The sequence below is a fragment of the Methylophaga sp. OBS1 genome, from assembly GCF_026319365.1.
Genome location: NZ_JAPDMS010000004.1, coordinates 61,740 through 82,661 on the forward strand (window position 1 = coordinate 61,740; position 20,922 = coordinate 82,661).

General features: G+C 50.1%; 17 protein-coding genes. 5 read left to right on the forward strand and 12 right to left on the reverse strand.

Annotated elements, in window-relative coordinates:
* Positions 1-3: 3 nt before the first annotated feature.
* Genes OMQ46_RS11695 through OMQ46_RS11705 form a run of 3 tightly spaced genes read left to right on the forward strand, consistent with a single transcriptional unit; the run spans position 4 to position 4,375 of the window.
* On the forward strand, positions 4-2,073 hold the full coding sequence (locus tag OMQ46_RS11695; RefSeq protein WP_266237135.1) for a TonB-dependent receptor plug domain-containing protein: 2,070 nt from the start codon (positions 4-6) through the stop codon (positions 2,071-2,073).
* Positions 2,074-2,973 carry a hypothetical protein gene (locus OMQ46_RS11700; protein ID WP_266237136.1) on the forward strand — a complete coding sequence of 300 codons (900 nt, stop codon included), beginning with the start codon at positions 2,074-2,076 and terminating at the stop codon, positions 2,971-2,973.
* Complete coding sequence (locus OMQ46_RS11705; RefSeq protein WP_266237137.1) at positions 2,960-4,375, forward strand: ATP-binding protein; 1,416 nt, start codon at positions 2,960-2,962, stop codon at positions 4,373-4,375. Before OMQ46_RS11700 ends, OMQ46_RS11705 begins: the two co-directional genes overlap by 14 nt.
* Before the next feature lie 152 nt (positions 4,376-4,527).
* On the opposite strand, the gene OMQ46_RS11710 is transcribed toward OMQ46_RS11705, so the two are convergent.
* The 8 genes from OMQ46_RS11710 to OMQ46_RS11745 form a co-directional block, all read right to left on the reverse strand.
* On the reverse strand, positions 4,528-5,580 hold the full coding sequence (locus OMQ46_RS11710) for a succinylglutamate desuccinylase/aspartoacylase family protein (protein ID WP_266237140.1): 1,053 nt from the start codon (positions 5,578-5,580) through the stop codon (positions 4,528-4,530).
* 2 nt (positions 5,581-5,582) lie between these two features.
* Positions 5,583-6,488, reverse strand: a complete 906-nt coding sequence (gene rimK, locus OMQ46_RS11715; RefSeq protein WP_266237141.1) for a 30S ribosomal protein S6--L-glutamate ligase — start codon at positions 6,486-6,488, stop codon at positions 5,583-5,585.
* Positions 6,485-6,997: an ATP-dependent zinc protease gene (locus tag OMQ46_RS11720; RefSeq protein ID WP_266237143.1), complete on the reverse strand. Its 513-nt coding sequence runs from the start codon at positions 6,995-6,997 to the stop codon at positions 6,485-6,487. The genes rimK and OMQ46_RS11720 overlap by 4 nt, the downstream gene beginning before the upstream one ends.
* A gap of 98 nt (positions 6,998-7,095) precedes the next feature.
* On the reverse strand, positions 7,096-7,491 hold the full coding sequence (locus OMQ46_RS11725; protein ID WP_266237145.1) for a hypothetical protein: 396 nt from the start codon (positions 7,489-7,491) through the stop codon (positions 7,096-7,098).
* 76 nt (positions 7,492-7,567) lie between these two features.
* Positions 7,568-8,296, reverse strand: coding sequence for a succinate dehydrogenase/fumarate reductase iron-sulfur subunit (locus tag OMQ46_RS11730; RefSeq protein WP_266237146.1), 729 nt, complete (start codon positions 8,294-8,296; stop codon positions 7,568-7,570).
* Positions 8,293-10,233, reverse strand: a complete 1,941-nt coding sequence (locus OMQ46_RS11735) for a fumarate reductase/succinate dehydrogenase flavoprotein subunit (protein WP_266237148.1) — start codon at positions 10,231-10,233, stop codon at positions 8,293-8,295. Before OMQ46_RS11735 ends, OMQ46_RS11730 begins: the two co-directional genes overlap by 4 nt.
* Positions 10,230-10,817: a succinate dehydrogenase gene (locus OMQ46_RS11740; protein ID WP_266237149.1), complete on the reverse strand. Its 588-nt coding sequence runs from the start codon at positions 10,815-10,817 to the stop codon at positions 10,230-10,232. Before OMQ46_RS11740 ends, OMQ46_RS11735 begins: the two co-directional genes overlap by 4 nt.
* Before the next feature lie 4 nt (positions 10,818-10,821).
* A complete protein-coding gene (locus OMQ46_RS11745) occupies positions 10,822-11,325 on the reverse strand; it encodes a hypothetical protein (RefSeq protein WP_266237151.1) in 504 nt (167 codons plus the stop codon).
* A gap of 475 nt (positions 11,326-11,800) precedes the next feature.
* Here OMQ46_RS11745 and metG point away from each other — a divergent pair, with 475 nt between their 5' ends.
* Positions 11,801-13,834 (forward strand): methionine--tRNA ligase, encoded by a 2,034-nt coding sequence (gene metG / locus OMQ46_RS11750; protein WP_266237152.1) that lies wholly within the window; start codon positions 11,801-11,803, stop codon positions 13,832-13,834.
* A gap of 310 nt (positions 13,835-14,144) precedes the next feature.
* Here the strand turns inward: metG and OMQ46_RS11755 are convergent, their stop codons facing one another.
* From OMQ46_RS11755 to OMQ46_RS11770, 3 genes are all read right to left on the reverse strand, one after another.
* Positions 14,145-14,594, reverse strand: a complete 450-nt coding sequence (locus OMQ46_RS11755) for a pilin (protein WP_323135161.1) — start codon at positions 14,592-14,594, stop codon at positions 14,145-14,147.
* Between the two features lie 166 nt (positions 14,595-14,760).
* Positions 14,761-16,476, reverse strand: coding sequence for a Wzy polymerase domain-containing protein (locus tag OMQ46_RS11765; RefSeq protein ID WP_266237154.1), 1,716 nt, complete (start codon positions 16,474-16,476; stop codon positions 14,761-14,763).
* Positions 16,477-16,778: 302 nt separating this feature from the next.
* On the reverse strand, positions 16,779-18,371 hold the full coding sequence (locus OMQ46_RS11770; protein ID WP_266237155.1) for a tetratricopeptide repeat protein: 1,593 nt from the start codon (positions 18,369-18,371) through the stop codon (positions 16,779-16,781).
* Positions 18,372-18,518: 147 nt separating this feature from the next.
* On the opposite strand from OMQ46_RS11770, the gene OMQ46_RS11775 reads away from it, so the two are divergent.
* Positions 18,519-19,541 carry a metal-dependent hydrolase gene (locus OMQ46_RS11775; protein WP_266237156.1) on the forward strand — a complete coding sequence of 341 codons (1,023 nt, stop codon included), beginning with the start codon at positions 18,519-18,521 and terminating at the stop codon, positions 19,539-19,541.
* A gap of 218 nt (positions 19,542-19,759) precedes the next feature.
* Here OMQ46_RS11775 and ald read toward each other — a convergent pair whose 3' ends face one another.
* Complete coding sequence (gene ald / locus OMQ46_RS11780) at positions 19,760-20,878, reverse strand: alanine dehydrogenase (protein ID WP_266237157.1); 1,119 nt, start codon at positions 20,876-20,878, stop codon at positions 19,760-19,762.
* Between the last annotated feature and the right edge of the window lie 44 nt (positions 20,879-20,922).

Genomic DNA, 20,922 nt, shown 5'->3' on the forward strand with positions numbered 1-20,922 from the left:
ACAATGAGAACAAAATCTGCGCCCTTAATCATGACATTGATGCTGGGGCTGACGCCCCAGTACGCCCTGTCGGACGAGTTTGAGGATGAATTTTTTAGTGAATTGCCTGTGATAACAAGTGCCAGCCGTCTGAACCAATCAGTGCTCTCCTCGCCCTCAGCGGTGACGGTCATTGACAGTGCGATGATTGAAGCCAGCGGTTTTATTGAAATCGCCGATATTTTCCGACTGGTACCCGGGTTCCAGGTAGCACATGCCGATGGCAATACCCATGCAGTGGTGAATCATGGCGATGGCTGGGAATATCCAAGCCGCATGCAACTGCTGATTGATGGCCGCTCTACCTATACATCGGCTCTGTCAGCAATCGATTGGAACACACTCGGCATACAGATTGAGGATATTGAGCGGATTGAAGTAGTCCGTGGCCCGGCCGCTTCAGCCTATGGTGCCAACTCCTTTTCAGGCGCCATCAATATCATAACCAAAGCGCCGGAATTGGATAATGAGTGGGAAGTCGGTGCCCGTTTTGGCAACATCGGAGAACGTCGCCTGTTGCTCCGGCACAGCGGTGAAATGAAAGATTTCAACTATCGAATCAGTGCCGCAGGCCGTGATAATGGGGGCTTTGATGATTATCAGGATACACGTGACCTTCACGACCTGTCCCTGACTGGTCGCTACAATTTCAGTCCACGTAACGCAATTTTTGCTCATTTCAGTGCCACCACCGGTGATGCTGAAATGCCCCCGATTGATCCTTCAAACCCCACCAGTTTTTATGACCGAAAACGAGATACTGACGCAGTGTCAGCGCACCTGCGCTGGGATCACCTGATCAACGACACCCAGGAACTTAAGGTTAACTTTTATCACAACTACCGTGATGAAGATGACATGACACGTTCATATCCACTCTGGCAACTGCTTGAGGCTCCGGCACCGGGATTTGTCCCGGCAGAACTCGGGGATCCACAACAGACCATTGTCGCCGGTGAACGCACCTATCGTAGTCACCGTAGTGACCTGGAACTCCAGTACAGTGAAATTCTCAATAGCGGCATACAATACGTCGTCGGTGTTGGTGGTCGCTACGACACGATGGAAAGTAAGGCCTTCTTCGCAGATAAAGGCACGGTCTCCAATACCAGTTTCCGTGCTTTTGGCAATGTTCAATGGCCACTGGGCAAAAAATTTACGGCCAATGCAGGTGGTTTTATCGAAGACAACCGTACCGATAAACCGCGCTTCTCCCCACGTGCCAGTCTGACATGGCATATCAAGGAGACACAGTCTCTTCGTCTGGGTTACTCCAAGGCATATCGTATTCCCTCACTGCTGGAAGAGAACTTTGAGGTGAATTTGCGGACTGCGAATGGCGCCACACTCGACCAGGTATTTCTGTCAAACGACGACATAGAAGCTGAAGAGGTCAGAGCTCTCGATATCGGATATGTCGGTCGTATGCAAAATGTTCCATTGAGTTGGGAAGTGCGTGCCTACCGTGAGGAATACGACAAGGTCATCGATTTCTACATCGATAATGATCCCGGTACCGGTGACCCCGACGATGAATTAAAACGCATCGGCAATGTCTACGAATCGACGATGTATGGTTTTGAGGGCTCAGTCTTGTTCCGTCCCGAACAAAATAGCTTTATTCGACTGCATTTCAACCGTGGACATGAAACCGGCTCTGCCATAAAAGAAATCAATCAGAGCCCCCCAAGACCCGCTACTGAAATCACCTCGCTTGACAGTCGTGCACCACGGAAAAGTTATGGCATTCTGGCAGCTAAAAGCCTGGATGATTGGCAATTCAATGTCGGGCTCTACCATGTGGGCACCATGGAGTGGTATGGCCGGGGTGACAAGGTCGATTCTTACACGAGGCTTGATGCTTCAGTTATTAAACGAATACCTCTGTCAGGACGTCAGGAACTGGTATTGAAGCTAGGAGGGCAAAATATTGGTAATGAAAAATACAGCGAGTTCATGCAGGATGACGACGATGACTTTCTGCTGGAATATGAACCGCGTTACTACTTCAGCGTCACCTACCTGAATTTCTGAGTGAGACGCTTACTGGCAGTCACCTTTCTGCTGCTGTGTGCGTTGGGGCCGGCACATGCCGGCTCCGTGCATCTCTTGTTGTCTGACAATACTGACGCCTACCTCAGGGCCGCTGAACGTATTCAGCACCAGCTTAGTACACAGTCCCATCCAGACAAAATGACCGTCAGTTCAATCGCTTCCGCTGCCAGCAGCGCCATTAGCAAGCAGGACTTAATCGTCAGTATTGGCGAAGCAGCGGTTCGATACAGTCAGCAGCATTACACTGAAAACCCTCAGCTATACAGTTACGTCGACAACAGCGTTTTGCCGCTCAACAGTCAAGCCCCATGGGCTGCAGTACTCCTCGAGCAGCCGCTGCAACGCCGGCTCGATACAGCGGTGAGCATTGCCAGCAAGCGTTATAACAACAAAATTGTCATTGCTGTTTCAGATAATAACCAGGCAATAAAACAAGCGATAGACCAACTCATCATCCCGGAGACGGTAACGTTGGATGTTGTCAGTGTGGAAGCGAACATTGAACCCGCCAGACAAGTCGATAAAGCACTCTTCAATGCCGGCGTTTTGATTGCTGTTCGTGATCCGCACATCTGGTCGGGTGAAAATGCCAAATGGATGCTCTATCAGAGTTATAAATATAAAGTGCCGGTCATCGGTTATTCTAGGAGTTTTCTGAAAGCGGGAGCACTGTTATCGGTTTACGCGGCACTGGAAGATGTCGCTACTACAACGGCAGATATCATCAACGATTGGCATGACAGTAATGGAAAACTCAGTCGGGAAGGACCCCATTATCCGCCGATGACCATTTCGGTTAATAAAAACATTGCCCGGGCGCTAAACCTGAGCCTTCCCGAAAATCTGATCCAAGGTGAGCAAGCCAATGTTCGTCACTAAACTGAAAACTCAGTTACTGCTGATCACCATTGTCCCGTTATTAATCACGATTGTTTTCATTGCTCTGTTGATCCTGTTTGACGTGCTGGAAAGTATTGAAACCGAAGTCACAAACCGCGGTGAAAGTATTGCAGCACAGGCATCAGTGATGTCAGAGTTCGCGCTTTACACCGGTGACATTGATACCCTCGAGCAAGTCGCTGATTTAATGATCAAAACACACGAACTTGCACATATTCGCTTTATTGACAGTACCGGTGAGCAGTTGCTGCATGAAACCGGCCCTACCGGGAACGACAGTATCAGAGAATTCAGTTTGCCAATCTACGCCCGAGGCCCCGAACTGGAGGATTTTGGTGGTCGTGTCCAGGAAGCTGAAAATCGCATACCACTGGGCACGATTGATATCGGGCTAACCCGAAACAGCGCAGAAGCCCAACGCTTCCATGCCTATATGAAAGTACTGGGCATCTCTTTGCTCGCACTGGGTCTGGGTTTGCTCCTGGTGTATATTTTCAGCCGCAGAATCAGTCATGCCATCAATGCACTGATAGCCACGGCAGCCAAACTCGAACAACGAGATTTTACGGCAAGAGTCAATGAAAACGGCACCGGAGAACTGCTCAATTTTCAACGTACTTTCAACAGCATGATCGCATCACTGGAGCGAAATGAGGCTGAGTTGCAGGATAAAGTCAGTGCTGCCACCGCCTCATTGAGTTACACCGTCAATCAATTATCGGAAAAGAACGAGGCACTGGCACAGCAGCGCCAGGAAACGATCGATCTCGAGCGCAGTAAAGCCATTCTGGAAGAACGGGAGCGCATCATGCGCGATATGCATGACGGTATTGGCGGACAACTTGTGGCTTCCCTGGCTATTCTGGAGCGTGAAAAGGACACAGAGATGAAACGTAACATTCAGACTGTACTGACTGAGTGTCTGAATGATTTACGTTTGATCATTCACTCTCTCAGCATGCAGAACAGTGTGATGGGATCGTTGCTCGCCGATTTTAAATACCGCACCAGCCGCAAGCTGGAGCAACTGGACATTGATCTCGACTGGCAAGTGGCCAGCGAAGCAGAGACCCTGCCGATCAAGCCGCAAACAGGCCTTCACCTGTTGCGTATTCTGCAGGAAGCTTTTACAAATATTCTAAAGCATTCCGGTGCCGCCAACATCCATTTCAGCGCAGCTCAGACTGGAGAAAACTTTCAGATTATCATTGAGGATGACGGCTATTTTGCGCCACAGCCTGATGAACTCAATCAAGGCCACGGCATCAGCAATATGAAGTCCCGAGCCGCCAGGCTGGGTGGTCAATTACAGATTGGACAAAAAACCCCGGGGGGCTGCCAGCTTATCTTAACGTTTCCATTGAGTTCCCCTCCCCCCTAATAGAGGGGGTAACTGTGACCGGCCCTCAGCCGTATCCTTGCACAGGCATGAAATTCTTTAGGACGTTGCGCTGCAACAGGGTAGAAATTTTATGTTTTCCCTTTACATCCTCATGGGCTTTGCCCATGAGGTTTTTTTAATCAACACGGTCTCTAAATAATTGGCAATTCTTCGGGCATGCCATTATCTGTTGCCGGGTTGAGCCCGGAATGAAAAGCTTCCACGCCCTCAGCCACTTCATCCGGCTTATTAAAGCGGGCTATGTGAAACAAAGCCTCGCCTTCATTGACCAGTGGGATATTCGTTCTGCCGATAATCACACCGGCACTGGTGGCAAATACTTCCGTCTCCGAATTATCTTTACCGTAGGGTGCGGCGACCATGCCCAGTAGATCCCCTTTATTGACACTGGCCCCCATCGGTACCAGCATCCGGAAAATACCGCTTTGCGGGGCTCTCACCCAGACACTGGAGCGAGCCACAAAGGGGTCCCGTTTTTTAGTTTTTTTACTGGAAGGAGCCAGCATGCCGATTTTACGCATGACCTCCAGCACGCCTTTCACACCCGCACGGATCGCCAACTCATTAAAACGCAGCGCTTCACCGGCCTCATAAACAATGACTGGTACATCGGACTGCTGAGCCGCATAACGCAATGAGCCCTCAATAAGACCTGAGTTCAGTATCACCGGGGCATCAAAGGCTCTTGCCATGGCTTCTACTTCCGGGTTGGACAGATCAGCCCGCATTTGCGGCAGGTTGTCACGATGAATGGCGGCCGTATGCAAATCAATGCCATGACTACAGTGCTGAACGACTTCAGTCATAAAACAATGCGCCAGGCGGGCGGCCAGTGAGCCTTCATCTGAGCCCGGAAAGCAACGATTAAGATCACGCCGGTCCGGTAAATAGCGGGATTGATTGAGGAAACCGTAGACATTAACAACCGGAATCGCTATCAAAGTACCGCGAAGCCCTTTCAGGCTCTTGCTTTTCACCAATCTGCGAATAATCTCAACGCCGTTAATCTCATCCCCGTGCACCGCCGCCGAGACAAACATCACCGGTCCTGAGCGACGACCACTGATAACCTGAACCGGCATGCTCAATGCTGTGTGCATGTAAAGGTCAGGTAGCGGGACTTCGATAATACGATTCTGGCCCGGCTTGATCTGTTCGCCGGCAATCATCAGCGGGTCAGCCACAATCAGCCTCTCCCACGTGTCTGGGTCTTGCCCAGCTTGGCATTTTTCTCGATGAACTCAATAATTTGATTGGCGATGTCTTTACCGGTTGCCTTCTCAATGCCTTCCAGGCCCGGCGAGGAATTGACCTCCATGACTACCGGACCATGGTTGGAACGCAGCAGGTCAACACCGCACACATTCAGGCCCATGGTTTTTGCAGCCCGAACGGCAGTGGCACGTTCTGACGGCGAGATACGAATCAGATTGGCGCTACCACCTCGATGCAGGTTGGAGCGAAATTCCCCCTCCTTACCCTGACGTTTCATTGCGGCGACCACTTTGTCCCCCACGACAAAACAACGAATGTCTGATCCACCGGCTTCCTTGATAAATTCCTGAACCAGGATGTTGGCATTCATACCCAGAAAAGCCTCAATAACACTCTCGGCCGCTTTCTCGGTTTCAGCAAGGACCACACCGATGCCCTGAGTCCCTTCCAGCAATTTAATCACCAGCGGCGCACCACCGACCATTTTGATCAAATCATCCACATCGTCAGGCCGATGGGCGAAACCGGTGACCGGCAAGCCAATCCCTTTTCGTGACAGCAATTGCAAGGCACGGAGTTTGTCACGCGAACGGCTGATAGCGACAGATTCATTCAGCGGATAAACGCTCATCATCTCAAACTGCCTCAGTACTGCTGTGCCATAAAAAGTGACTGAAGCCCCGATTCTTGGGATCACGGCATCGTAGCCTGTCAGAATTTCGCCTTTGTAATGAACTTCCGGCTTCAGTGAAGTGATGTTCATATAACAGCGCAATACGTCCAGCACATGGACTTCATGCCCCCGGGCCTCGGCTGCCTCAACCAGTCTGCGAGTGGAGTAAAGTCTCGGGTTACGCGACAGGATGGCAATCTTCATTCACTTTCTCCGTCAAGGATCTCTTTGCGTGGTTCGGCATTTGCTTCATTGTTACTCTGCCCTGCCAGAAAAGACAAAGCAGGGTTAACCACAATATTGCCCGCTGTCATCGCTGTGCGACCTAACAGCATCCGAAACAGCATATTATCGCGGTTTGTCAGTGTGACTTCTATAGGCCATGTTTTGTTACCCAGCCTGACTTCTGTGAGGATAACGTAACGTTTTTCAGTGTGGCCTCCTGAATCTGTGACATTGCGCTCGTCTATGACCTCGGCATCACACCAGACGACTGTGTCCGTGTCCCCCTGGTTCGGATGCAGACCAAAGCGCACTCTCGTTTTACCGTCTTTTTGGTATGGATTGACCTCAAAGGCATGAATTGCAGATGTTCGGGCACCGGTATCAACCTTGGCCTTGATTCTTTCAATACCCAGTTGGGGCAGCGAGAGCCATTCACGCCAGCCGACAGTCAAAGCGACACCGATATTGTTCTCAGTGTTTCCAGTCATCTTGTTTCCATAGCATCATGATTATCAAGTGTTGCACAGAGCAGGCTGATTTCAAGACTTTATTCCCAGTCTTCCATCCCGCTTTGCTCAAACAGGACTCAGTCTGTTTTTCGTCTTCCACGCCAGACCGTGTCACGCCGCTCACGCTCCGTCGGATAGCCTTCTATGTGCAGTTCCTGAGTTTGTATGTTGGATGAACGTCGACGTTCATGGCGTCGGTCTTTGTAATGGACGTAACTGCAACGGCAGTCATTGGGTTTACCACAGTCTCTCAGCGGTAAAGTGGGTGCTTCTCTGGCAAGAAATATTCGGCAGGAAGCTTCGTAAGCAGCTTCGCAAGCCTCATGTTTGATAGGTTTTATTTTTACCGCAGCATAGGGGTTGACAGGCTTGGGAGCAGGAGCAGCGGCGTTTTGTTTACGCCGGCTCAGGAGCCAGACAACAACAACGAGCAACAGCACGATCAGCGCTGATATCATCCAGGCAAGCTGCACTCTCGTTCTCCCTGCTCAATACACTGCCATAAAGTTGAAACTATAGCTTTGTCTGCAGTGTAGAGCAATGCATCATTTATCCGCGACGGTAGAGCAGGCGATTCATTTTGGTGATGGTGCTGACCTTGATTTCTTTGGGGCAGACGCGCTCACATTCGCGGTAGTTGCTACAGCTGCCAAAGCCTTCCTCTTCCATCGCTTCCAGTAATTTTGCCGGCCTCGCTTGATCCAGTTGCCCCTGAGGCAGGGTCGACAGATGTGCTACTTTTGCTGCCACAAACAAGGTGGCAGAAGCGTTAGGACAGACGGCAACACAGGCTCCGCAACCAATACAGGTAGCGGCATCGAAAGCCTGGTCGGCGACTTCTTTTTCGACCGGTAAGGTATTGGCTTCACAGGCCGAACCGGTTCGGATAGGTATATAACCACCTGACTGAATAATGCGATCAAACGCGCTGCGGTCGACGATCAGATCTTTAATAACCGGAAACGCAGTGGCACGCCAGGGTTCAATCCACAGCTCTTTATCCTGCTTGTAGTCACGCATGTACTGCTGGCAGGTCGTGGTGGCCCTGTGTTTACCATGCGGCGTGCCGTTAATGACCAGATTGCACGAACCACAAATGCCTTCCCGACAGTCAAAATCGAAAGCCACCGGCTCTTTATCAGCCAGAATCAGGTTTTCATTCAGCGCATCCAGCATTTCCAGAAATGAAGAGTCTTCACTGGCATCGACTTCATGCGCCTCAAAGAAGCCCTCGGCTTGTGGGCCGTTTTGTCGCCATATGTTTAATTTAAAGATCATTGGTAATTTCTTATGCTGGGTCGGACAAAATCGAAATGCAGATACTCACGGAATAACTTCGGTTTGCTGGTATCACCACTGTACTGCCAGGCTGCCACGTAGGAATAGTCCATATCGTTGCGCTTGGCTTCGCCATCATCAGTCAGATGTTCTTCCCGGGCATGACAGCCGCAGGACTCTTCCCTGTCAAGCGCATCAAGACACATCAGCTCGGCCAGTTCGAAGAAATCGGCAACACGACCCGCACGCTCCAGGGTTTGATTAAGCTGTTCAGCATCGCCGGTGATTTTGACTTTTTGCCAGAACTCCCCGCGCAACGCCCTGATTTTCTCGATTGCCGTCAGCAGCGTATGCTTCTCCCTCGCCATGCCGCAGGCATGCCAGAGGATCTGGCCCAGCCGACGGTGAAAATCATCGGCTGTCACTGACGCTTCTGGCGCATTCATCAGTTTATCAATCCGTGTGCGGGCTTCCTCAATCGCCGCATCTGCCTGAGACTGGTACTGCGCGGCCTGGATTGGCTTGTGGCGGGCAAGATAGTCAGAGACGGTGGTAGGCAGTATAAAATAGCCATCCGCCAGCCCCTGCATCAGAGCACTGGCACCCAGTCGGTTCGCGCCATGGTCAGAAAAGTTGGCTTCACCACCGGCAAACAGGCCATCGATCGTCGTCATCAGGTTATAGTCCACCCAGAGACCGCCCATGGTGTAATGCACAGCAGGATAGATACGCATGGGAGTCTCATAGGGATTTTCAGCTGTAATCCGCTGATACATTTCAAACAGGTTGCCGTATTTTTCGCGGACGGCGTCCAGTCCCTGCTGTCTGATCACATCAGCGAAATCGAGATACACCCCCAGTTTGCGACCATCAATTTCCGGTCCAACGCCTCGGCCCTCATCACACACCTGTTTAACCACACGTGACGCAATATCACGGGGTACCAGGTTGCCGAAGGAAGGATACAATCGTTCCAGGAAGTAATCTCTGTCCGCTTCTGGAATGTCTTCAGGCCTTTTATCTGCATCCGCCTGGTTTTTTGGCGCCCAGACTCTGCCGTCATTTCTCAGCGACTCACTCATCAGGGTCAGTTTGGATTGCAACTCACCCTGCTGGGGAATACAGGTCGGGTGTATCTGGGTAAAACAGGGATTGGCGAATAAAGCGCCTTTCCTGTGGGCCCGCCAGATAGCGGACGTATTACAGCCCTTGGCATTGGTCGACAGATAAAAGGCGTTACCGTAACCGCCTGTGCAGAGCACCACGCAGTCGGCCAGGTGACTCTCCAACTCACCGGTCATCAGATCCCGGGTCACAATGCCGATGGCCCGATCGCCATCCATGATGAGATCCTGCATCTCACAGCGTGAACGGTGGGTCACGCTACCTGCAGCAATCTGTCGACTCATGGCCTGATAGGCGCCCAGTAATAACTGTTGACCGGTCTGACCTCGGGCATAAAAAGTCCGTGACACCTGCGCGCCACCAAAGGAGCGATTCGCCAGATAACCGGAGTATTCACGGGCAAAAGGCACGCCCTGAGCGACAGCCTGATCGATAATCGAGGTGCTGAGTTCGGCCAGACGGAACACATTGGATTCACGTGCCCGGAAGTCGCCCCCTTTGATAGTGTCGTAGAACAGGCGCCAGACGCTGTCACCGTCATTCTGATAATTCTTGGCGGCATTAATCCCACCCTGGGCGGCGATGCTGTGGGCACGGCGCGGGCTGTCCTGAAAACAGAAGGTTTTCACCTTATAGCCCATCTCGCCCAGTGAAGCAGCGGCTGAAGCGCCGGCAAGCCCGGTGCCGACCACAATCACCGTGTATTTTTTACGATTGGCCGGGCTCACCACACGGGAGTTGAATTTGTGCTGTTTCCAGCGGTCCTGCAAAGGCCCTTTGGGCGCGTGACTATCCAGTTCAAACTCACTCATGCTGTGATCCAGATATAAAGTGGAACGGCGGCAAATCCAGCTGTCAGTAGTACGACGCCAGCGCTGATTGTCAGCTTATGCATATTCGAGCTGATGCCGAGAGTCTGTAAAACATTGACCAGCGAATGCAGCAAATGCATCGCCAGTATCAAAAGCCCTGCCAGGTAAAACAACAGCATCCAGGTAGAGCTGAACCACTGCAGCATAACCTGTCTCACCTGGCTGGTATCCATCAACAGGGTCTGGCCGATATGCACCAGAATAAAAATAAGCAGGAGAATGATGCTAAGGGTGACCAGTGGTGCAGGAATATGCAGCTTATCGTGCTTTTTATAACCAACCTTGCGTGCTTGACTGTTCTTGACTCGAATCGCGGCTGCCGCTCTGACATGAATCAACAGAGCAACCAGCACCAGGGCCAGAACCGGCCAGCGAATCCAGCCTTGATTATAAACGGCATAGAATTGCTCGAAAGCAGGGGCAGAAAAAAAGCTGAGGTTAGTCAGCATATGAAAAATCAGATAGACGGTCATGATAATTCCCGCCAGGGTCATGCTGCGTTTTTTGAGTTGTAATAGCGTCATGACTTTAGCTTTCCATATCCAGTCTGGCGTCCTTGTTATCGGGCCGCGGTTTCAGCTTTTCTTTTTCGATAGTACGGATACAGCTGTTCCAGCGAAGTATCGACTCGTCATTGTGCTCTGGACGGATTTTTTCCGCTTTCTGGTAGAACTGTAGTGCTTCGATAAAATAGTCATAGGCAAATACGCGCGCCATGCTCTGGGTCAACATAAAACGGGCTCGTCGCTCATGTAACAGGCCAGTGTAGTAATACTGCTGATAACGACTTTGCAGCTTCTGAATGGCCTGCTCAATCGACTGCACCTGGGTTTTCTTACCGGCATGATGCAGTTGATCACTAAGCGCCAGGATATAAAGCACTAACGCTTTTTGATTTTCCGGCTCGATGTGGAGAATATCCAAACAGATACTTTCGGCAATTTCAGGCTCATGCAGTGAGCGATATTGACGGGCCTTATCAAGCGCAAGCTCAATAGAGTCGGGGTGTATGTCGTGTAAGTCGAGCTCCATCAAATCCCTCACAAATTGCAAGTCTTATATAAGAGTTGAGAGTTCAATCTAGACTAAACCAAGGCAACTTTCAATAGCTCTGAATGATAAATTCATCACAAAGGCACAGAGTCCACAGCGATCAACCCTTTTAACAGTTACCTCTTTTATCTGTAATCGTAGAAAGTTTTCGATGAATTTTTGGTCAAAGCGCTAAGTTGGTTATAGGTTCGTGCTTTATCCATCTCACCCCCGCAGGTCATTGCGAAGCTGGTGAAGCAATCCAGGCCATATGTTGAGAAGCCATGCTGAGCAAGCAGGGCGATTGACACCAGGCTCATCAAAGCTGGCATCCTATGATGCAAAAAATTATTTCTCAGTGATCTCTGTGCCTCTATGGTTTATCCGCCATAATCGCGCTATTGCTTACATGGTGCCAGAGCGCGATTTCTGATATCTTTTGTCGTTTTTCCCATCACCAAAACACGGTCCCACCATGCAAAGAAAAATTCTGGTTACCAGTGCCCTCCCCTATGCCAACGGCTCGATTCATCTGGGCCATATGGTCGAATACATTCAGACCGATATCTGGGTACGGTTTCAGAAAATGCGTGGCCACGAAGTGCATTATGTCTGTGCCGATGATGCTCACGGCACGCCCATCATGTTGCGGGCTCAAAATCAGGGTATCAGTGCCGAGCAACTGATTAGCGAGGTCAGTAAAGAGCACCAGGCCGATTTCGCCGATTTTGCGATTGGTTTTGACAACTACCATAGCACGCACAGTGATGAGAACCGTGAACTCGCCAGCCGGATTTATCTGGCTAATCGTGATGCCGGCCATATCGAAGCACGCACGATCAGTCAGGCCTATGACCCGGAAAAAGAAATGTTCCTGCCGGATCGTTTTATCCGCGGTGAATGCCCAAAATGTGGTGCCGCTGATCAATATGGCGATAACTGTGAAGTCTGTGGTGCCACCTATGAGCCGACCGAGCTCAAAAACCCGGTCTCGGCTGTGTCCGGTGCGACACCAATAACCAAAGAGTCAGAGCACTATTTCTTCAAGCTGGGCGACTTCGAGAAAACCCTGCGCGAATGGACCCACAGCGATCACCTGCAACCGGAAGTCACCCGCAAACTGGGCGAATGGTTCGACAGCGGCCTGCAGGACTGGGATATTTCCCGTGATGCCCCCTACTTCGGCTTTGAAATCCCGGATACCGAAAACAAGTTTTTCTATGTCTGGATGGATGCGCCGATTGGTTACCTTGCCAGCTTCAAAAATTACTGTGAGCGTGAAGGCGTCGATTTCGACCGCTTTATGCAGCCCGGTAGTGATACCGAAATGGTGCACTTTATCGGCAAGGACATCATCTACTTCCATGCCCTGTTCTGGCCGGCGATGCTGGAAGGTGCCGGGTTCCGTCAGCCGGATAATATTTATGCCCACGGCTTTTTGACGGTCGATGGCAAGAAGATGTCCAAATCCCGTGGCACCTTTATCAAGGCCCGGACTTATCTGGACCATTTGAATCCAGAATATCTGCGTTACTACTTTGCTGCCAAACTCGGCAGTGGTATCGATGATATCGATCTGAGCCTGGAAGACTTCCAGACCCGCATCAATGCCGATCTGGTGGGTAAAGTGGTCAACATTGCCAGCCGCTGTGCCGGTTTTCTGACCAAGCGTTTCGATGGCCAATTGGCTGACAAACTCAGTGAACCGGGTCTTTTCCGTGACTTTGCCAACCAGGCGGAAGCCATTGCCAAGCGTTATGAAGCCCGTGAATTCGGCCAGACCATGCGTGAAATTATGGCGCTGGCGGATCGGGCTAATGTCTACATCGATGAAATGAAACCCTGGGTACTGGCCAAGGAAGAAGGCAAAGAAGATGAGGTGCAGGCTATCTGCAGTATGGGCATTAACCTGTTCCGCGTGCTGGTTGCCTATCTCAAACCCGTTCTACCGCGCACGGCTGAGCAGGCAGAAACATTCTTAAATATTGATCCGCTGCAGTGGTCGGATGTGGCTACACCGCTTGTCGGCCACACGATAAATAAATTTAAACCGCTGATGACCCGTATCGAGCAGGATAAACTCGATGCCATACTGGCAGCGTCCAGGGAATCGATGGCATCAGAACAAAAAGCTGATGCTAAAGAAACCGGCAAAAAGTCCAGCGAGATCGAGCCGATTGCCGGTGAAATTCAGTTTGATGACTTTGCCAAGATTGATCTGCGTGTGGCAAAAATCGTTAATGCCGAGCATGTTGAGGGTGCGGATAAATTATTGAAACTGACCCTGGATATCGGTCTGGCTGAAAAACAGGTGTTTGCCGGCATCAAATCCGCTTATGCGCCGGAAGATCTAATCGGCAAACTCACCGTCATGGTGGCGAATCTGGCACCGCGCAAGATGCGGTTTGGCTTATCAGAAGGGATGGTCTTGGCCGCTGGGCCAGGTGGCAAAGATTTGTTTATTCTAAATCCGGATGCAGGTGCGCAGCCGGGCATGCGGGTCAAGTGACTCCAACCCCAGCACCCCAGATAGGATAAAACCATATTTCAGATGGGCAAACATAACTGAAAGTCATTAAGTTATTTGATTGATATTTAGAAGGTATGCTCTGATACAAAGAATGGGAAGCTAAACCATTAAATTTCCTGTACCTGCCGAAAAGGTTACTTTTCACCCCATCCTGCAAGCTTTCAATTTACATTAGACCTGCTGAGAAAAATAACTTATAACTTCGCCTATAAACAAAAAAGCCCCATGTTATGGGGCTTTTCCGAGTATCTGAAGCTAATTACCTCGATACATTTTAGAAAGTGATCGATTAGTTACTTTCGTTTGGCAAATACTTAGCTGGGAATGAGTTTAACTCAGCTATCGACCAGTCAGTACCTGTTGTTCTGCATGTAGCTGTGTACTGCACACTACCATCGTTTAATTGTGGAGGTGAGTTCGGTCCATCAAAGTCGATAGTCACCGTTGCTTGCGAGGCACTCGTCCCGGCAACAGTGATATCACTAATCAGATCGCTTGTAGCACTGTAATCAGTGGGAACATTGATAGAAGCATTATCCATACTACTGAAATCTGTACCTTCACTGCATGAGATACCGATTGATGTTCTAGCAGGAGATGACAAACTGACACCTTCCTGCACCTTAGCCCTTACTGTGTAATCCTGATAAGCGGGCAACGCAATCGCTGCCAAAATACCGATAATCGCGACGACGATCATCAGTTCGATCAATGTAAAACCTTGTTGTACCTGTTTCATTAATGACTCTCCTTATGAATAAAACAGCAAACGAGAATTTGCTAATCACGACACAAGCGACATCCATGCCAAATTAAAATTATCAATTTTTACAATTACTTACACATTACTTCTAAATCATTTTTATTATTTTGTAGCCACAAAGGTCAGGATGTGACGCTGAACGTCAGTTGTGGCAAAACGTCACTGCTCGACCTAATCTTTCAGACTGTGGATAAATTTGGCTACCCTGCATTGCCGTTTTGCAGTAGCGTTCTTTGTCTCCGAGATACTCAAAAGCATCTGTCAGTTTGATGTATAAATCAACATCCGGCCTTTGCTCCAGCAACCTTTGTCCCCATTCAGTGAAATACTGCACATTATCTCTGAGACCATACTGCATGCTGGAGTACATCATCGCACTCATGTCTATCCATTGTGCCTGCTCCGAGAGATACGGATTTTGTTTAGCGATGACTAAGGGGTTATGCGACTGTTTGCCCTGATAGAAATCAACAAAGTCCCAGTTTGCTCGCACCGTGTGCAACAAAAACAATATGAGTATCGAACTGACAAGCAGAATACTAATCGCAGAGAGTTTGTGGGCATAAACCGTCATTGAGTTGGCTTGTCGTCTTAGGCGGAAAGCAAAACTCAGGGCAATAAGCGTACTGAGTAATAGCCAGTGTAATGACGACATGTAAAGCGGTAGCTCGACTTGATTATGCAAAATAATTGGCATCATTAACATGAGGTATGCCGTACCTCTGGAGACTCCCACTCCGTAGAGTGCTAAAGTCACGCCCACCGCAGCCAGTCCTATACCAAGAACGGCAGTAACACCACCCTCAACCAACCATTGCAAAGCTTCATTGTGTGGATGGCTAACCATTTCCTTGGGCAGCTTCGCCTCAGGGTGCTCAGCATAAAAACCCGGCCTGGCATGCTGGAACACGCTTGGAAAACTACCGATACCATGACCAAAGAGTGGTTCCTCCTTCAGTAGGCCCAGGGAGATATCATAAATACCCAGTCTGGCAGAGCCTGAATAGCCTGATTGCATGGCTGCGGTTTTCTCGATAGCTTTACCGCCGCTTGGCATTAGCCCACTGGCAAAACCCACCAACAAGGCTGCCAGGAGAATCACGGAGAGAGTTTTATTGCTGCTGAGCTGTTTTCTTCTGACATACAGCAACATCGGCAACGCCACAGCCAGGCTCAGAAAGCCGATTCTTGAACCTGAAAACCCCACAATAAAGCTGGCGGCCAGCACGGTCACAACTATAAGCGATTGAAGCAGACGCCGGCGTTTAAACAGTATCGGTCTGGAGGCAAGATAAAAGGCCAGCGCAATACAGGTAACCAGATAAGTTGCCTGATTATTTATCTGTTGGAATAAGCCGGATGGCAGGCCCTCTGGTGACTTGGGCAAAAGATAAGGCATATCCGCCTGCAGCCATATTTGTAACAGTCCAATGCCCGCATGGATCAGACCTGATAAAGCAATGATTAACAGCAACCTGTCCCAGCGGCCTTGTCTGAAATTGTGCTGGAAAAGACTGAAGAAAAAAGCGAAACCACCCAGAATAAACAATACCCGGAACAACCATTGTAGAGGTTGCTCTACCCCTGCCAGAAACCCGCTCAAAATCACCAAGAAAGGAAAAGCGGCGATATAAATAAAATACCTGGGTAGCTGAAATAAAGCCGACTTGATGACTTTATTCAATGAGTAAGCTATGAAAATTACCGCTACAATCCAGATAGTGGCGTTATTTGGAATTCTGAGCCCCTCACCACCGAGGTTAGGGTGATAATAAAGCGGTGCAACCAGAAACAATATGGCCAGCATGACCTCTGCAGGCGTCCATCTGGACATAAATGACTGGGACGTTTGAGACATGCGGTTTCCTTATTTTGATCCAATACTTGAGCTGCGCTCTGGACAGCAGAACTCGATTGTAGCAGGCATTTTGGTCAATATTGGCTACGAAAGACAGTGTTGTGCGCATTGTTTTGCGCCCCATTTTGACGCCCTCCATCCTGACCTTCCCCCGCATAGGGAGGAAGGAACGTTGCATGGCTGCTTCTGTCTGTCCGTGCGCTTAGCCTTTCACCACGAGGGGGAGTCGAGCAGGGATAGAAGCAACAACATCGGACGCATTTCTGTTGTCTGCATCAGCAAGTTGCCGCTGCTAAGGCGTATCAGGCTGGTTTCAGATCGAATGCGATACAGATCCGCTCATTATCAGAACTGAACGGGATGGTCCTGTGAAACACCGATGACGGGAACATGACCAGATCACCGACTTCCGGAGCGATGGTTTTGGTGGGAAAGTTATCGTGCTTCTTGGGATACTCATCACCATGCGTGCTGAGTTCAATACTGCCCTCATGCTCATGCTGTTTGTTTTTGGGTACGGATAAATAGAGAGACCCGCTGACCCAGCCTTCCTCGTGGATGTGTGAATTGAGGTGCCCGCCGGTTTTCATTCGGACATACCAGGAGCTGGCAAATTCGGTGTTTCTGGGGAAAGCTTTGACGAACTGGCAGTTTTCACCGGCAAAAGTCTGTCGATAACGCTCGACCGCCTGCGTCACGCATTCAGCCAGTTTTCTGAACGAAGCTTCCGGCCGCTTGAAAAGATTGCCTGACGATTGCACCCCGTTATAGAGTCGGCCCTGTGATTTTTCTTCCGCATCGCAGGTTTCGATGTCATGCAGCAGTTGCTTGAGCAGTTCACTGTCGCCCTTAAGTTCCGGGATTTCGGTATGGAAGACAAAGTCCAGCGGATTTTTACAGAAGTTGTAGTCATTCTCGACGCCAAAGTTTTCAGCATAATGCCCGGATAAGGTCGCCAGAAACGGTGAATTGTCCTTACTGCGTTTCAATTCATCCAGGCCTTGTTTGAACGCTTCAAACTGACCTGTCTTATACAGGCAGTAAAGCGAACGTTCCTGCCAGTCGGCGTATTGTGATTGCTGGAAGTGTTCTAATGCACCTGCCAGATCGCCGCTATCGTATAAATAGACCGCTAAGCTATAGTTGGCGAGCGGTAATTCAGGATCGAGTTTTAATGCATGCTGATAAGCCTTGACGGACTCGTCGTAACGCCCCTGCTCGCGGAGAACTTCGCCTATATTACTGTGTACCTCGGCGTAATCCGGGTTGATATCCAGTGCCTGGTTGTAGGCTTCAATGGCCTCGCCCAATTTGCCTTGATTTTTTAAGGCGGTACCAAGGTTGAACCAGGTCTGGGCATCGGAATGAATTGCCAGCGCACGCCGGTAGGCATCCACGGCTTCAGTCAGTAAGCCCTGCTCCTGCAACACGACACCCAGATTGGCCATGGCTTCGTAAAAGCCGGGTTCCAGTTCAACCGCTTGCTGATAACTTCTGGATGCCAGTCCAAACTCGCGTAAGTTCTGATAAGCCACTGCCAGATTGTAATGCGCATCCACCAGTGTGGGTTTGAGTTTGACCGTTTTTTTATAGCTTTGAATTGCCTCTTCAGTACGGTTCAGATTGGTCAACAATATGCCCATATTGAAGTGCAGCTCGGCGATATTAGGGTCGATTTTCAGCGCTTTACGAAAAGCATCGACGGCTTCTTTAAACTTGTTCTGTCCAGCCAATGCGTTGCCGTAGAGGTTGTGCAGGACAAACGCATTGGGAAACTGCTTGAGCATTTTCTTGGCAGTGGCTTCAGCAGCCCCCAGTTGCCCGGCGTTAAGGGCATTCAAAATCGGTTGAATTTCTGCTTGCGTCGGTTGTCTCAGTTGCGCATTCTTTTTCATATTGGGCTTAGCTTTGCAGGTTGGCGGAACAGGTCTTGTGCCTGTTTTCATCAAGAGACGAATGTATAACAGGGAATTTTTTCCCGCAAGCGGCTGTGCCTACCTCCTTATTTTTGACTGGATTTAAACAAGAGAACGCATCAGCTAATGGACACATTGACTCAGGCATTGTTGGGCGGCGCTGTTGGTTATGCGGTAGCCGGGAAACAGTCGCGCAGAAAAGCCCTACTCTGGGGGGCAGGCATTGCGGTGTTGCCGGATCTGGATATCTTTATTCCCTACGACAACGACCTGGACTCAATGACCTTTCATCGTAGCTGGACGCATTCCTGGCTGGTCCATACACTCGCCGCGCCCATTATGGCGATGTTGCTGCAGCGATTGGATAAAACATTCTCCTTGTCCACGTGGTGGCTGCTAATCTGGTTGGTTTTGGTAACACATGCCGGACTGGATGCCCTAACGGTCTACGGCACCCAGTTATTCTGGCCTTTTACGCCGCCACCGGTTTCCGGGGGCAGCGTATTTATCATTGACCCCATCTACTCAGCGGCGTTGTTGGCCGGGTTTATCGCTGTGCTGCTCTGGCCTGAGCGCAGGCGCAGCGACAAAATCATGCGTTATGGTTTTGCTTTCAGCTGTGTCTATCTGCTATGGGGCTTCGGTGCACAGCATTGGATAACAGCGCAAACCGAACGGGCGCTTGCTAAGCAAAATATTCAGTATGAGAACATGCAGGTGTCGGCAACCGCTTTCAACACGCTGCTGTGGCGAATGATTGTGGTTGGCGATGACTACTATTATGAGGGTTTCCGTTCCCTGTTTGATGACGGTCAGAAAATGACTTTCCGCCGCTATGATCGTGGTGGCAAATTGATTGAGCAAACCAGAGCGCTACCCGCCTTTCAACGTATCGACTGGTTTACTAATGGCCTGTTCAAGCTCGATAAACAGGGCAAGCAAATTGTTGCGACTGATCTGAGAATGGGGATGGAACCGGCTTACTTTTTCCGTTTCAGTCTCGCTGACGATAATGGGCGTGATCTGAGACCGGCTATCCCCAACCAGGTCAGAATAGAATCCAACCGGGAACAGGGGGTTAGGTGGGTGTGGCAGCGGATCTGGAATCCGGCGGTGGAGTTTGATTTCGGGCCGGCGTTACATCAATAACGAGCAACCACACAGACACAGAGAAAATAAAAAGCTATCCACAGATTTCGCTGATTTTCACAGATTAAATGTGGCCCATACAAACTCATTGCGTATCATCATGACGTTTCAGTTGTGTCCCGATTCTGTCTTTCCTAACTGGTAATATGCGTTCATCTGCGTAATCTGCGGATGATTCTAAAAGCGCTGTAGCACCTCGCTGTGTCTCTGTGTTTCCATCAGTCTCTCAGCACCGTTTCAGGGCTGACATAATCATATCCATGCGCTTCAGCCACAGCCTGATAGGTCATCTGCCTGCGATAAACATTCAGCCCGGCAAGCAGGTGAGGATCTTCTTTGAGCGCATTGTTTACCCCTTTATTCGCCAGCGCCAACACAAAAGGTAGCGTGGCGTTGGTGAGAGCAAAAGTAGAGGTTCTGGCAACTGCCCCGGGCATATTGGCAACACAATAATGAATCACGCCCTCGTCTATATAAATCGGCTCATCGTGAGTCGTGGGTCGTGAGTTCTCAAAACACCCGCCCTGGTCGATCGACACATCTACCAGCACCGAACCATTTTTCATCTGTTTCAACATCTCTCTGGAAATCAGCTTGGGTGCCTTAGCACCCGGTAACAACACCGCGCCAATGACAATATCCGCCGATAGTGCTGCCTGCTCTATTGATTCCGAGGTGGTATAGAGGGTTTTAAGCTGAGGACCGAACTGCTCATCCAATGCTTTTAATCGGGGAATGGATTTGTCCAGAATCGTCACATTGGCGCCCAGCCCCATTGCCATCCTGGCCGCATTGATACCAACCACGCCACCGCCGATGACAGCGACATTAGCCGGCGACACACCGGGCACACCACCTATCAGAACCCCCATGCCACCCTGTGTTTTTTCAAGGGCATGGGCTGCCGCCTGAATTGCCATCCGGCCTGCCACTTCACTCATTGGTGCCAGCAAAGGCAGACCACCAGCGGTATCGGTCACGGTTTCATAGGCAATGCAGGTCGCACCGGAACCAACAAGCTCCCTGGTTTGTTCTGCGTCTGGTGCCAGATGCAGATAGGTAAACAGAGTCTGATCACTACGCAGCAGCGCACGCTCCTGTGTCAGCGGTTCCTTGACCTTGATTATCAGCTCAGCTCGTTTGAACAGGTCCGTGACCTCATCTACCAACTCAGCCCCAGCCTGGCGATAATCCTCGTTGCTAAGGCCAATTTCTGTGCCGGCATCTGTCTCAATCAGAACCTGATGACCGCCTTTGCTCAACTCTCGGACACCTGCCGGTGTCAAACCAACGCGGTACTCGTGATTTTTTATTTCCCTGGGTACACCGATTAACATCACTTTTCTCCGGTTTTTTGTTGCCCGCAATTCTGATGTAATGA